The following is a 13,655-nucleotide window of genomic DNA, read 5'->3' on the forward strand; positions in this document are numbered from 1 at the left end:
CGTGTCTGACGTTGCTGGCCTAAAAAAGGACCTGTCCCGCCGTATGGAAGGGGCAGTCGAAGTATTGCACAAGGAATTCACCGGTCTGCGTACCGGGCGCGCCAGTGTGAGCCTTCTTGAGCCGGTCATGGTTGAAGCCTATGGCGTTCCGACCCCGCTTAACCAGGTGGCATCTGTCAGCGTTCCCGAAGCACGTATGCTTTCGGTTCAGGTCTGGGACAAGTCGATGGTGAAATCCGTCGAGAAAGCCATCCGTGATTCCGGGCTGGGTCTTAACCCGGCTGCTGATGGTACGCTTGTTCGCGTTCCGATCCCGGCACTGAACGAAGAACGCCGCGCTGAGCTGTCCAAGGTTGCAGGAAAATATGCCGAACAAGCCAAGGTGTCGGTCCGCAACGTGCGTCGTGACGGCATGGATCAGCTGAAAAAATGGGAAAAAGACAGCGAGATTTCCAAAGACGAGATGCACAGCGAAGAAAAAGAGATCCAGAAGCTGACCGATAAGGTCATTGCCGAGATCGACGAGACGCTGGCAAATAAAGAACAGGAAATCATGCAAGTCTGATTATGGCTGTGTTTTCTTCGCAAACCCAACCTTCAGATACCCGGACGGTTCCGCGTCATGTTGCTATCATTATGGATGGCAACGGGCGCTGGGCGCGTGGGCGTGGGCGCCCGCGTACCATGGGGCATCGTGCCGGTGTCGACGCTGTTCGTCGCACGATCGAAGCATCAGTCGCCCTTGGAATTGAGTATCTGACGCTTTACGGGTTTTCGACGGAAAACTGGAAGCGTCCGGAAAGTGAAGTCAGTGACCTGATGGGGCTGCTGCGTCTGTTTCTGAAGCGCGAGCTTGCGACATTGCATAAAAACGGTATCAAAATCCGTATCATCGGTGATAGGTCGCGCTTTGCTGATGATATTCGTGCATTGCTCGACAAGGCCGAAGAACAAACCAGCGGAAATACCCGTCTTAATCTGACGATTGCCTTGAGTTACGGGGCGCGTGCAGAGATTGCTCATGCCATGCGCGAGATCGCAAGAAAAGTGGCGGCAGGCGAAATCTCAGCCGATGCGATTACCGAAGATATCATCGAGCAGAATCTGTCAACAGTTGGCATTCCTGATCCGGATCTTTTGATCAGAACCAGTGGTGAACAACGCATCAGCAATTTCCTTTTGTGGCAGTCGGCTTACACTGAATTCATCTTTGAAGATGTTCTTTGGCCGGACTTTGACCGGGCCCATCTGGAAAAAGCGATAGATAACTTTGCCGGACGGGAGCGGCGTTTTGGTGCTGTCATCTGAAGCCGACCGTCTTAAAGATAATAATTCCGGATTGAAGCCGCGCATTCTTTCTGCGTTGGTTATGACGCCGGTGGCTATTGCTGCTGTGTGGTTCGGGGCGCCTTATTTCGACATTCTGTTGTTCGTATTTTCCGCGGGCATGATGTGGGAATGGTCGCGCATGTGTGCTCCGAAATTTTCTAACGGCATTTCTGTTGTAGCGGCTGTTGCGCTTGGCGTTGCCATTCTGATGCAAGTTGCGGGACAAGATGAATTCATCGTGCTGCCGATCGCGATCAGCACAATTATTGCTGCTGCACGTGCAGGGCGAAACTGGCTTTTGGCCGGATTTGGTGTTCTGTATGTCTCTGTGGCAGCACTTGCGGCACTCTGGCTGCGCAATCAGGACCCTGATGGTCTTTTAACGATCATGTGGCTGTTCTTCCTTGTCTGGGCGACAGATACCGGCGGATACGCATTTGGCAAGACGATTGGCGGTCCGAAGCTCGCTCCGCGCTTCAGTCCCAAAAAAACCTGGGCCGGGCTGATCGGGGGGATGGTTTGTGCTGGTCTCATTGGTGCAATTGTAACCTATTTCAGTGCCGATCAGATCAACTGGAATATTGTCGGGGTCAGCATGGTTCTGGCTGTTGTTGCCCAAATTGGCGATCTTGGTGAGTCTGCGCTCAAACGCCACTTCAAGGTCAAAGACAGCAGCAATCTGATCCCTGGACATGGTGGTCTTCTTGATCGTGCTGACGGAATGCTTTCGGTGTTTCCGGTTGCGTTTATTATTATCTGTTTCGCAGGGCTTGCCTTGCGATAGGGCGGTCGAACCATCGATCGTTTTTTCACAGGTGTTTGATGACTTTGAAGAAATCCGTCAGCGTTTTTGGTGTTACCGGATCTATCGGGACCAGTACTGTTGATATTCTCAGGAACCATTCGGACAAATACAGCGTCGATGCCGTAACCGCGCATCGCAATGTTCAATCGCTGGCTTCTATCGCCAAAGATTTGAATGCCAGATGTGCTGTCATTGGCGATCCCGATCTTTTTCATGAACTGCGTGAAGCGCTGGCAGGTACCGATATCGAGGTAGGTGCTGGCGAAACCGCACTGATCGAGGCTGCCGAGCGTCCATCAGATATCGTTATTGCTGCAATCGTTGGTGCAGCGGGGCTAAAGCCGACATTGGCAGCCATTCGGCGGGGCGCACGGGTTGGATTGGCCAACAAGGAAACCTTGGTCTGTGCCGGCGCTCTGATGACGGCTGAGGTGGCAAAACACAATGCGACACTGATCCCGGTCGATTCCGAACACAGCGCAATTTTCCAGGTTCTTGAAGACAAAGCCGACAAACAAGTCGACCGCATTTTGCTGACTGCTTCCGGTGGACCTTTCCGCGAGCGGTCCTTGGTTGACATGAAATCTGTCACACGCAAGCAGGCGCTGGCGCATCCGAACTGGGAGATGGGGGCAAAAATTTCCATCGACTCTGCGACCATGATGAACAAGGGGCTGGAGCTGATCGAAGCCTGGCACCTGTTTCCGGTTGCTGAGGAGCGAATTGAAATTGTTGTTCATCCTCAGTCAGTTGTTCATAGTATGGTTGAATATTGCGACGGTTCTGTGCTGGCGCAACTGGGCTCGCCGGACATGCGCACGCCGATTGCCTATGCTCTTGCATGGCCGGATCGGATCAAGGTGGATGTACCGCGTCTTGATTTTGCCATGATCGGAAGCTTGAACTTCCAGAAACCCGATACCAATCGGTTTCCGGCTCTTCGCCTGGCACGTCAGGCCTTGCAGGAAGGTGGTACACTGCCTACTGTCCTGAACGGAGCAAACGAAGTTGCGGTCGAGGCCTTCCTGCAAGACAAGATCGGTTTTCTTGAAATTGCAGAAATTGTTGAGACCGTGATGGAAAAGATTGGTCGCGAAGACCTGACCAGTCTGAATCAGGTATTTGAAACAGATGCACTTGTGCGTCGGCAGACCGCAGCACATATCGCCGCTGTCTAAGTTAATTTCTCCGGTTTGACCGGATAAGGAACGTCTTGATGGAAACCTTGCTTGCCTTTCTTTTTGTACTTTCGGTTCTCGTCTTCGTTCACGAATACGGTCATTATTGGGTTGCCATCAAGAATGGCGTCAAGGTCGAAGCATTTTCCATCGGGTTCGGACCCGAACTTTTCGGTTGGAAAGACAAAAAGGGGACACGCTGGAAAGTCAGCCTGATCCCGCTTGGCGGCTATGTGAAAATGTTTGGCGACATGAACCCGGCCAGTGCCGGTCAGCGTGACGACCTGAACGCAGAGGAAGAAAAATACGCTTTCCATCACAAAGGTGTCGGTGCGCGCGCTGCTATTGTGTTTGCCGGCCCGCTTGCAAATTTTGTGTTTGCCATCATCGTTTTTACCTTCCTGTTTGCAGCTGTTGGCCAGCAACGTGCTTTGCCGGTCGTCGGTGATGTTCTTGAAAACAGCCCTGCTGCAAGTGCCGGTTTGCTAAGTGATGATCAGGTCATTGCAATCAACGGTGCGACGGTCGAATGGTTCTCGGAACTTTCCGATATTGTACGCAACCATCCGGCGCAAACACTTGCGATAACGGTACTGCGTGATGGACAATCGCTCGAGCTCTCGGTAACTCCGGACTCTGTGACAGCGGATGAAAACGGTGTCACGCAGACATTTGGTCGTCTTGGTATTACTGCCGGTGCTTTTGATACCAGCCGTGACGGAGTGATAGAGGCGGTTGGGCGTGCTTTTGAAACAGCCTATTCTCTGACAACCCAGACCTTTTCTGCTCTTGGCGAGATGGTCAGTGGTGACCGGGACAGTTCCGAACTTGGTGGTCCGATCCGGATCGCGCAAATGTCAGGGCAGGTCGCAGAGGGTGGTTTGGGGCCTCTCCTGTTCTTTATGGGCTATCTGTCGATCAGTTTGGGGTTGATCAATCTGATGCCGGTTCCGGTTCTGGATGGCGGGCATCTTGTGTTTTATGCGATTGAGGCAATTCGCGGTAAGCCATTGGGAGCAAAAGCACAAGAATATGGTTTCCGTATCGGCGCGGGTTTGGTATTCAGCTTAATCATTTTCGCAACGTGGAACGATTTGACGCAATTGGGTGTCTTTAGTTTCCTCAAAGGACTTGCTGGCTAATGTGTGACAGCAACAGGGGGGTTAACTTGCTGCGTAAGGTAAAAGCGGCCGCGTTAGTTGCGGCCCTTCTTGGCGGAACCGCGCCAGTGATCATTCCGGTGGCAGCATATGCCCAACAGAATTCAGGCCTGATTCGCGAAATTCAGGTCGAGGGTAACAACCGAATTGAAAGTGCGACCGTTAACGCATATCTGACGGTTGCGCCCGGAGACGCATATGATGCGCGTCAAATCAACACGTCGCTAAAGGCGCTGTTTTCCACCGGTCTGTTTGCCGATGTATCCTTCTCGTTCAATCAGGGGGTTCTGAAGGTTAATGTCGTTGAAAATCCGATCATCAACCGAATCGCCTTTGAAGGGAACAATCGTCTCAAGGATGATGTGCTGAGCGCAGAACTCCAGCTTCGCCCGCGCGTTGTTTACACCCGTACCAAAGTCCAGTCGGACGTCCAGCGTATTCTTGAACTGTATCGTCGTAGCGGTCGTTTTGCAGCCACTGTCGAGCCGAAAGTCATTCAGCTCGAACAGAACCGCGTCGATCTGGTCTTTGAAGTTGACGAGGGTGAGGCGACAGGCGTTCGCAAGATCAATTTCGTCGGTAACAAGGCATTCGATGATGGCGAACTTTCTGAAGTCATCCGAACCACCGAAAGTGCTTGGTGGAAAATCCTGACCTCGGACGACAACTATGATCCTGATCGTGTGACGTTTGATCGCGAACTGCTGCGCCGTTTCTACCTTTCCGCAGGCTATGCCGATTTCCAGGTTCTTTCATCTGTTGCGGAACTGACCCCGGATCGTTCGGACTTCTTCATTACCTACACTGTCAGTGAGGGGCAACGTTACCAGTTTGGTGATGTCAAGGTTGTCTCCCAGATCGATAAGATTGACGCTGATGCCTTGCTGCCTCTGATCGAGATCGAAAAGGGTGAGTGGTACAACGCGACCATGGTTGATGACGCGGTTGACGCCCTGACGACCAAAGTCGGCGACGAAGGCTATGCCTTCATTGATATTCGTCCGAGCGTTCAGCGTAACCGTGAAACAGGTACAATTGACCTGACATTTACGATTGCAGAGGGGCCGAAAGTATATGTCGAACGTATCAATGTGGTTGGTAACGTCCGTACGCTTGATGATGTTATTCGTCGCGAGTTCCGTCTGGTCGAAGGGGATGCTTTCAGTAGCTCCAAAATGAAACGCTCCAAGCAGCGTATTGAAAACCTTAACTTCTTTAAATCTGTTGATGTCAAAACCTTGCCGGGCAAGGCGCCAGACCAGACTGTTATTGAAGTTGATGTTGAAGAAAAATCGACCGGCGAATTCTCGATTGGTGCCGGATACGGAACGGATGATGGCGCGTTCGGTCAGCTGGGTATTCGTGAACGTAACCTTTTGGGTAAAGGTCAGGATCTGCGCTTGAACTTTACTTTGGGGTCATCAGATCAGCAGATCGATTTGTCGTTTACGGAGCCATATTTCCTGGATCGCGAAATTGCAGCCGGGTTTGACGTGTACCGTCGGGAAGAGGACAATCAGGACGAAAGCTCTTATGATGAAGAGCAGACTGGTGGGCGACTGCGTGCAGGATTTAAGTACACAGAAGACCTGTCGCATTCGTTCCGATATACGCTTGAGCAGAACAGCTATTCTAATATCGACGAGGACGATGCTTCTCGCTTGCTGCTTGCCGAAGATTCTGAATTTATTGAATCATCTGTCGGCCACACACTGACCTACGATAAACGCGATAGCTCTGTTGCGCCAACAGAGGGCTACTTTGGGCGGTTGTCCAATGATTTTGCCGGATTGGGCGGCGATGAGACTTATCTGCGGACGCGTTTGGAAGGTGGATATTATTATCCGTTGGACCGCGAACATGAATGGGTTCTCTCGACCCGTGCCGGGACCGGTTATATCTTTGGTATCGGCGATGATACGCGTATCTCGCAACGCTTTATGGTTGGTGGTTCGAACCTGCGTGGTTTTGAATCTTCTGGCGTTGGCCCGCGTGATATTGCGACAGACGATGCCTTGGGTGGCAAGATGTACTACACTGGATCTGTTCAGATGGACTTCCCGCTTGGGTTGCCATCTGAGTTTGCTCTGAAGGGGCGCATTTTTAGTGACTTTGGCTCATCCGAAGGTGTCGACGGTGCACGCGCAGGTGAAATCTATGACACCGGATCCGTTCGTGGGTCTGTTGGCGTTGGTGTTGGTTGGGAGTCGCCATTCGGTCCGATTGGCATCGACTTGTCACAGGCCGTCCTGAAAGAAGATCACGACAAAGAGGAAGTGTTCCGGCTTAACTTCGGAACCAGATTCTAATGATTATGATGAAGTCGCTTCAGAAATTGCTTGTCGCATCCGCTCTTGCTTGTGGTGTTTTCACGACATCTTATGTATCCGCGCAGGAAACACCTAATCCTGAAACCATGGCATCTGTCATGGTTGTCGACTATGCGGGGATCATGCGTGAGGCATCAGCTATGCAGGATGTCAAAAAGCAAATCCGCGAACGGCAGGTAACCTATCAGCAGGATATAGAGACCCGTCAGCAGGCGCTGCGTGAAGAAGAAAAGCAGCTTGCCCAGCAACGAACCCTGCTCGCAGCAGACGTTTATCAGGAAAAGCAAAAGCAGTTTCAGCAAAAGGTAGCTGCATTCCAGAAATTTGCCCAAGGGCGCAGCCGCGTTCTCGATCAGGCTCTTGCCGAGAGTCAGGCAACCTTTCAGAAAGCTCTGAATGACGTTATTGCAGGTTTGGCCGAAGAACGACGTGCAACGCTGGTTTTGCATCAGGCGCAGGTGATCATCTTTGCCAATGCGATGAATGCCAGCAAGGAAGTGTTTGACCGGATTAACAAAAAAGTTCCGACGATCAAGGTTGAGTTCAAGGAAGGGTCCTGATGGCTGATACGCGTTTCTTTCGTCGCAAGGGACCTTTCAGCGTCGCTGAAATTGCGGAGCTGACTGGCGCAGAAGTTTTGAATGCACCCGACAAAGCGCGTGTCTTTGACGATGTGTCACCATTGCAAAATGCTGACGACTCAATTCTGAGTTTCCTTGATAACCGCAAATATATCGATGCCTTTGTCAACAGCAAGGCTGGGGCGTGTTTCATTCGGCCAGAATTTGCAGATCGTGCCCCGGAAGGCATGGTTCTGTTCACGACCAATGATCCATATCGAGCTTATGCAAAGGCAGCGACCGCTTTTTATCCGTTCGAGACAGGCAATGGTTCGATTTCTGACCGTGCTTTCATTGATCCGACGGCAAAGCTTGGCAAAGGTGTGCAGGTCGATGCCGGTGCAGTGATCAGTGCCAATTGCGAAATCGGTGATGGAACCATCATCGCCTCGAATGCTGTGATTGGTGAGGGGGTCGTCATCGGGGCTGGATGTAAGGTCGGTGCCAACGCATCGATTAGCCACAGTCTGATCGGAAATCTTTGTCTGATTTATCCGGGTGCCCGGATCGGGCAGGACGGTTTTGGTTTTGCCATGGGGCCGCAAGGTCACGTGAAGGTGCCGCAGCTTGGGCGTGTCGTTATCGGTAATGACGTTGAAGTTGGCGCCAACAGCACGATTGACCGTGGTGCAGGGCCTGATACCGTCATCGGTAATGGGTGCCGTATCGACAATCTGGTACAAATCGGCCATAACGTCGAGCTCGGCATGGGCTGCGTTGTCGTCTCGCAAGTAGGTATTTCCGGCTCGACAAAGCTTGGGAATTTCGTTGTGCTGGCGGGGCAGGTCGGCGTGGCCGGGCATCTTGAAATTGGCGATGGTGTCAAAGTTGCCGCGCAATCAGGTGTCATGAGAAATATCGGACCGGGGGAAACAGTGGGCGGAAGTCCTGCCGTTCCGGTCATGGAATATCATAAACAGACAGTGGCCTTGTCCCGTCTGGTACGAAAAAAGAAATAAGGGCTACACACATGACCGAACTGGTAAGTGTTGATATTCAGCGCATTCTGGAAATGATCCCGCATCGTTATCCGTTTTTGTTGATTGATAAAGTTATCGATATTGCGGTTGATGAATCCGCAACCGGCATCAAAAACGTCACGATGAATGAACCGCAATTTACCGGTCATTTTCCGCAGCAGCCGATTATGCCGGGCGTTCTGATCATTGAAAGCATGGCCCAGACCGCGGCTATTCTGGTTGTTCAGACCCTTGGCGAGGACGCAGAGGGGAAACTGGTCTATTTCATGAGCATCGATAACGCACGTTTCCGCAAACCGGTAACGCCCGGTGATGTGATGCATATCCATGTGACGAAGAAACAAAGCCGTGGTCCGGTCTGGAAATTTGAAAGCCAGGTCAAGGTGGACGGGCAGGTCGTTGCCGAGGCAACCATTGCCGCGATGATCCGGGATAACTGATAATGTCAAAAGTACATCCAACCGCCGTTGTCGAAGATGGCGCGCAGATAGGTCAGGATGTCGAAATCGGACCTTACAGTGTTATTGGTCCGAACGTTGTCTTGGGCGATCGTGTCAAGCTGCATAGCCATGTTGCTGTCGCAGGTCACACGACCCTTGGCGAAGAATGCGAAGTTTACCCGTTTGCTTCTGTCGGGCATGCGCCCCAGGATCTGAAGTTCAAGGGTGAGCAAAGCCGTTTGATCGTTGGAAAGCGGACAAAAATCCGTGAGGGGGCCACCCTTAATCCTGGTACCGAAGGTGGCGGGATGGAAACAACGATCGGTGACGATTGCCTGTTGATGACGGGTGCCCATGTTGGCCATGACTGCCATGTCGGCAACCATTGCATTCTGGTCAATAACGGTACCTTGGCCGGTCATGTGGTTGTTGAAGATTTTGCAATTGTTGGCGGTCTTTCGGCGGTACATCAGTTCGTTCGCATCGGAAGACATGCGATGATCGGTGGCATGACCGGTGTCGAAAGCGACGTCATTCCCTATGGTTCGGTGATCGGGAACCGCGCATACCTTTCGGGCTTGAATATTGTCGGCCTGAAACGTCGTGGTTTTGACCGCGAAACCATTCATTCCCTGCGCAAGGCATATCGTTTGCTGTTTGCTCAGGAAGGTACGTTGGCTGAACGCGTTGAAGAGGTCGCAAAGGACTTCGAAGGTGTCGGTCCGGTCATGGAAATTATCAACTTCCTCAAAGCGGAAAGCATGCGTTCCGTGTGCACACCGAAATATGACAGCTCCGCAGGATAATCCGCAACCAAAGCTGGGGATTATTGCTGGGGGCGGTGCGCTTCCAGCCCGCTTGGCTTCTGCAGCGCAGACAGCCGGGCGGGCTGTTTTCGTTATTAAGCTTGATGGTCATGCCGATGACCCCGCGCTTGACGAGTATCCCAACGTGTCGACAAGGCTTGGTGCTGCGGCCAAAATCCTTGATGCCATGCGTGCAAATGAGTGCCGTGATGTCGTGCTGGCCGGAAAGGTCGCACGCCCGAGTTTCTCGGCAATCCGTCCCGATTGGCGTGCTGCCAAGCTTTTTATGAAGGTTGGCATGAAGGCACTTGGCGATGACGGGTTGCTTCGGCTCGTTGGAGAAGAGCTTGAACGTGAAGGCTTTCGTCTGGTCGGTGCGCATGACATCCTGACGGATCTTGCCGTGTCCGAGGGCGTTCTGGGGGCAATTGCACCTGATGATCAGGCCATCAGCGACGCAAGGCGTGGTCTTTCTGTGGCGCGCATTCTTGGTCAGGCCGATGTTGGACAGGGATGTGTGGTTCAACAGGGCCTTGTGCTTGCGCTTGAAGCCATTGAAGGCACTGACGAGATGGTTCGGCGTTCCGCAAAATATCGGCGTGAAGGCGTTGGAGGGGTTCTGGTGAAAGCCTCAAAACCACAGCAGGACAAACGCCTTGATCTTCCGGCTATCGGCCTGACAACCATCGAAGAAGCGCATCTGGCCGGCCTGCGTGGCATTGCACTCCTTGCCGGTGGTACAATGATTATTGATCGTGCTGCGGTTATTGCCCGTGCAGACGCGCTTGGCATATTTGTGCTTGGCCTCGGCGATGAGGACGGAGAAACAAACCATGGCGTCTGAAAATACGTCAGGTGGCCCGAAAATCATGCTTGTGGCTGGCGAAGCCTCCGGTGATCAGCTTGGCGGTCGTCTTATGGCTGCGATCAAGCGTCAGGAACCCGGTGCACGTTTTATCGGTGTTGGCGGTCCAAGGATGGAGGGCGAGGGGCTTCAAAGCCTGTTCCCGATGAATGAAATGTCGGTGATGGGCCTGACAGAGGTTATCCCGCATATTCCGCACCTGCTGAAACGTATCGCGCAAACGGCAGACTTCGCCAAAAGCGAGAAACCTGACGCTGTTGTGACGATTGATGCCCCGGATTTCAGTTTCCGGGTCGGGAAAAAGCTCAAGGGCAAAGGCATTCCGCTTATTCACTATGTTGCCCCGTCTGTTTGGGCCTGGCGTGAAGGGCGGGCAAAGAAAATTGCAGGGTTTCTCGACCATCTTTTGGCACTTTTGCCGTTTGAGCCGCCCTACTTTGAAAAAGAAGGCCTGCCAACGACCTTTATCGGCCACTCAGCTGTTGAAGAGCGCCATGATGGTAACGGGGATCGTTTTCGGGCCAATCACGGTCTGGACGCGAATAAACGCCTGCTGGCAGTGCTGCCCGGAAGTCGTAACTCCGAAGTAAAGAGACTGCTGCCGGTCTTTCGCCAGGTGATCGAGGCAATCGCCCGGAAATACCCTGATGCCCGCATTGTGGTTCCCACGGTCAGCAAGGTTGCTGATACCGTGACCGAAGAAATGAAAAGCTGGCCCTTGGCACCGATCGTTGTGGCCACGGATCAGGAACGTCATGACGCGTTTGCTGCAGCCGATTGCGCCTTGGCCGCATCAGGTACGGTGTCGCTGGAACTGGCAATCTCCGGTGTTCCGCATGTGATTGCCTATCAGGTTAATGCCATAACCGGCTGGATTGCCAAACGCCTGATCAAGATTGATACGGTGACAATCGTTAATCTTGTTCTGGGACGTAAACTGATCCCCGAATTCCTGCAGGAAAATTGCAAGGCGAAGAACATCATCCCGGTGCTTGATGCCCTTTTGGGGGATAACCCTACCCGGGAACAGCAAAAATCAGGCTTTGATGAAGCATGCAGGATGCTTGGCTTCGGGGATCGGGCACCCAGCGAAAAAGCTGCCGAGCAGATTCTCGACATTATCGCGAAAAAATAACGGCTAACGACTGGTATCAGGCGTGGAATGCATTTAGTTTCAGGTCATTGATCAATCCATAACGGAGACGTTGTTATGCGTTATTTGCACACGATGGTGCGCGTCGAGAATGTCGATGAGTCGCTGAAATTCTATTGCGATCTTCTGGGCATGAGCGAGACTCGCCGCATCGAAAGCGAAAAGGGGCGTTTCACCCTGATTTATCTGGCCCCGTCAGCTGATGTAGAGAATGCCAAGGCAAACAAGGCTCCTGAACTCGAACTGACCTATAACTGGGACCCCGAGAGCTATTCGGGCGGTCGCAATTTTGGTCATTTGGCCTATGAAGTTGATGACATCTATGCAACTTGCCAGAAACTGATGGATGCCGGGGTAACGATCAATCGTCCCCCGCGTGATGGTCATATGGCATTTGTACGTTCGCCAGACGGAATTTCGATCGAGTTCCTTCAGAAAGGTGAGAGCCTTGCACCGGCAGAGCCATGGGTAAGCATGGAAAACACCGGAAGCTGGTAAGTTTTGAGAGTTCGTTTTACCGGTAACACTGGTTGAGAAACACGAAAAGGCCCGGATTTCTCCGGGCCTTTTTGCTTTGATCTGGCAAAGATCGCTGTCGGGACGACTTAGCGTTTGTCGACCGGAACGAACGGACGTTCTGCGACACCGGTGAACAGCTGACGCGGGCGGCCGATTTTCTGCGACGGATCTTCGATCATTTCTTTCCACTGGGCGATCCAGCCGACGGTACGTGCAACCGCGAACAGCACGGTGAACATGCTGACCGGAATGCCCATCGCCTTGAAGATGATGCCCGAATAGAAGTCGACGTTCGGATAGAGTTTCTTCTCGATGAAGTACTCGTCTTCACGTGCGATACGTTCGAGTTCCTGGGCAACATCAAGAAGCGGATCCTTGATGTTGAGTTCCTTGAGAACTTCGTGGCAGGTTTCCTGCATAACTTTGGCGCGCGGATCGTAGTTTTTGTAAACGCGGTGACCAAAGCCCATCAGACGGAACGGATCGTTCTTGTCTTTTGCTTTTGCAACGAATTCCGGGATGTTTTTCACATCGCCGATTTCGTTGAGCATAACCAGAACGGCTTCGTTCGCACCACCATGTGCTGGCCCCCAAAGGGACGCGATACCAGCAGCGATACATGCAAACGGGTTTGCACCAGACGAACCGGCAAGGCGTACAGTCGAGGTCGAAGCATTCTGTTCGTGGTCAGCATGAAGGATCAGAATACGATCCATTGCTTTGGCCAGAACCGGGTTAACTTCGTATTCTTCGCACGGGTTGCCAAACATCATCTGAAGGAAGTTTTCAGCAAAGCCCAGCTTGTTGTTCGGATAGCGGAACGGCTGACCGATCGAATATTTGTATGCCATCGCAGCAATGGTCGGCATTTTCGCGATCAGGCGATAAGCCGAGATCAGGCGTTGCTGCGGGTCATTGATGTCGGTGCTGTCGTGATAGAATGCAGACATTGCGCCAACAACGCCACACATGATGGCCATCGGATGCGCATCACGGCGGAAGCCGTTATAGAAATTGCGCATCTGCTCATGCACCATGGTGTGCATGGTGATGTCATTTTCGAACTGCGCTTTCTGGGTGGCATTCGGCAGCTCACCGTAAAGCAGCAAGTGGCAAACTTCGAGGAAGTCGGAGTTTTCTGCAAGGTCATCAATTGCATAACCACGGTGACGAAGGATACCAACGTCGCCATCAATGTAGGTCAGCTCGGACTGGCAGGAGCCGGTCGAAGTGAAGCCCGGATCATACGTAAAAAATCCAGTTTCAGCATACAGCTTCCGAATGTCGATAACAGACGGGCCTACGCTACCCTCAATCACCGGCATCTCGATCGACTTGCCAGTGGCATTGTCGGTCAGTGTTACGGTGTGGGAAGTCTTGGAATTCTGAGCCATGACTTATTTTTCCTTCCCTGTTTGAACGAACACGGTTTCAAGTTGGGTGCAGCATAATGCTGCGGCGCATTAAGCG

At 52.4% G+C, this 13,655-nt stretch carries 14 protein-coding genes; 13 read left to right on the plus strand and 1 reads right to left on the minus strand.

Annotation, left to right across the window (positions count from 1 at the left end; genetic code table 11):
- Position 1 precedes the first annotated feature (1 nt).
- From frr to TH30_RS07090, 13 genes are all read left to right on the plus strand, one after another.
- A complete protein-coding gene (gene frr, locus TH30_RS07030; RefSeq protein ID WP_114097369.1) occupies positions 2–565 on the plus strand; it encodes a ribosome recycling factor in 564 nt (187 codons plus the stop codon).
- A 2-nt stretch (positions 566–567) separates the two neighbouring features.
- Entirely contained in the window at positions 568–1,308 is a 741-nt protein-coding gene (locus TH30_RS07035) for an isoprenyl transferase (RefSeq protein ID WP_114097370.1), read from the plus strand.
- A complete protein-coding gene (locus TH30_RS07040) occupies positions 1,295–2,113 on the plus strand; it encodes a phosphatidate cytidylyltransferase (RefSeq protein WP_258548644.1) in 819 nt (272 codons plus the stop codon). Before TH30_RS07035 ends, TH30_RS07040 begins: the two co-directional genes overlap by 14 nt.
- A 38-nt stretch (positions 2,114–2,151) precedes the next feature.
- The gene (locus TH30_RS07045) at positions 2,152–3,312 is read left to right on the plus strand and encodes a 1-deoxy-D-xylulose-5-phosphate reductoisomerase (RefSeq protein ID WP_114097372.1); all 1,161 of its coding nucleotides are present in this window, start codon (positions 2,152–2,154) and stop codon (positions 3,310–3,312) included.
- A gap of 38 nt (positions 3,313–3,350) precedes the next feature.
- The gene (rseP, locus tag TH30_RS07050) at positions 3,351–4,454 is read left to right on the plus strand and encodes an RIP metalloprotease RseP (RefSeq protein ID WP_114097373.1); all 1,104 of its coding nucleotides are present in this window, start codon (positions 3,351–3,353) and stop codon (positions 4,452–4,454) included.
- 26 nt (positions 4,455–4,480) lie between these two features.
- Complete coding sequence (gene bamA, locus TH30_RS07055) at positions 4,481–6,781, plus strand: outer membrane protein assembly factor BamA (protein ID WP_258548645.1); 2,301 nt, start codon at positions 4,481–4,483, stop codon at positions 6,779–6,781.
- Entirely contained in the window at positions 6,781–7,362 is a 582-nt protein-coding gene (locus tag TH30_RS07060; protein ID WP_114097375.1) for an OmpH/Skp family outer membrane protein, read from the plus strand. Before bamA ends, TH30_RS07060 begins: the two co-directional genes overlap by 1 nt.
- Positions 7,362–8,381: a UDP-3-O-(3-hydroxymyristoyl)glucosamine N-acyltransferase gene (gene lpxD / locus TH30_RS07065; protein WP_114097376.1), complete on the plus strand. Its 1,020-nt coding sequence runs from the start codon at positions 7,362–7,364 to the stop codon at positions 8,379–8,381. The genes TH30_RS07060 and lpxD overlap by 1 nt, the downstream gene beginning before the upstream one ends.
- An 11-nt stretch (positions 8,382–8,392) precedes the next feature.
- On the plus strand, positions 8,393–8,842 hold the full coding sequence (gene fabZ / locus TH30_RS07070) for a 3-hydroxyacyl-ACP dehydratase FabZ (RefSeq protein WP_114097377.1): 450 nt from the start codon (positions 8,393–8,395) through the stop codon (positions 8,840–8,842).
- A 2-nt stretch (positions 8,843–8,844) separates the two neighbouring features.
- Complete coding sequence (gene lpxA, locus TH30_RS07075) at positions 8,845–9,648, plus strand: acyl-ACP--UDP-N-acetylglucosamine O-acyltransferase (RefSeq protein WP_114097378.1); 804 nt, start codon at positions 8,845–8,847, stop codon at positions 9,646–9,648.
- Complete coding sequence (locus TH30_RS07080) at positions 9,629–10,492, plus strand: LpxI family protein (RefSeq protein ID WP_114097379.1); 864 nt, start codon at positions 9,629–9,631, stop codon at positions 10,490–10,492. Before lpxA ends, TH30_RS07080 begins: the two co-directional genes overlap by 20 nt.
- Positions 10,482–11,648 carry a lipid-A-disaccharide synthase gene (gene lpxB, locus TH30_RS07085; protein WP_114097380.1) on the plus strand — a complete coding sequence of 389 codons (1,167 nt, stop codon included), beginning with the start codon at positions 10,482–10,484 and terminating at the stop codon, positions 11,646–11,648. Before TH30_RS07080 ends, lpxB begins: the two co-directional genes overlap by 11 nt.
- A gap of 75 nt (positions 11,649–11,723) precedes the next feature.
- The gene (locus TH30_RS07090) at positions 11,724–12,164 is read left to right on the plus strand and encodes a VOC family protein (protein ID WP_114097381.1); all 441 of its coding nucleotides are present in this window, start codon (positions 11,724–11,726) and stop codon (positions 12,162–12,164) included.
- A gap of 107 nt (positions 12,165–12,271) precedes the next feature.
- On the opposite strand, the gene TH30_RS07095 is transcribed toward TH30_RS07090, so the two are convergent.
- Entirely contained in the window at positions 12,272–13,579 is a 1,308-nt protein-coding gene (locus TH30_RS07095) for a citrate synthase (RefSeq protein ID WP_114097382.1), read from the minus strand.
- Between the last annotated feature and the right edge of the window lie 76 nt (positions 13,580–13,655).

It is taken from the genome of Thalassospira profundimaris, assembly GCF_003326795.1.
In the GTDB taxonomy this organism is placed as follows: Bacteria; Pseudomonadota; Alphaproteobacteria; order Rhodospirillales; family Thalassospiraceae; genus Thalassospira; species Thalassospira profundimaris_C.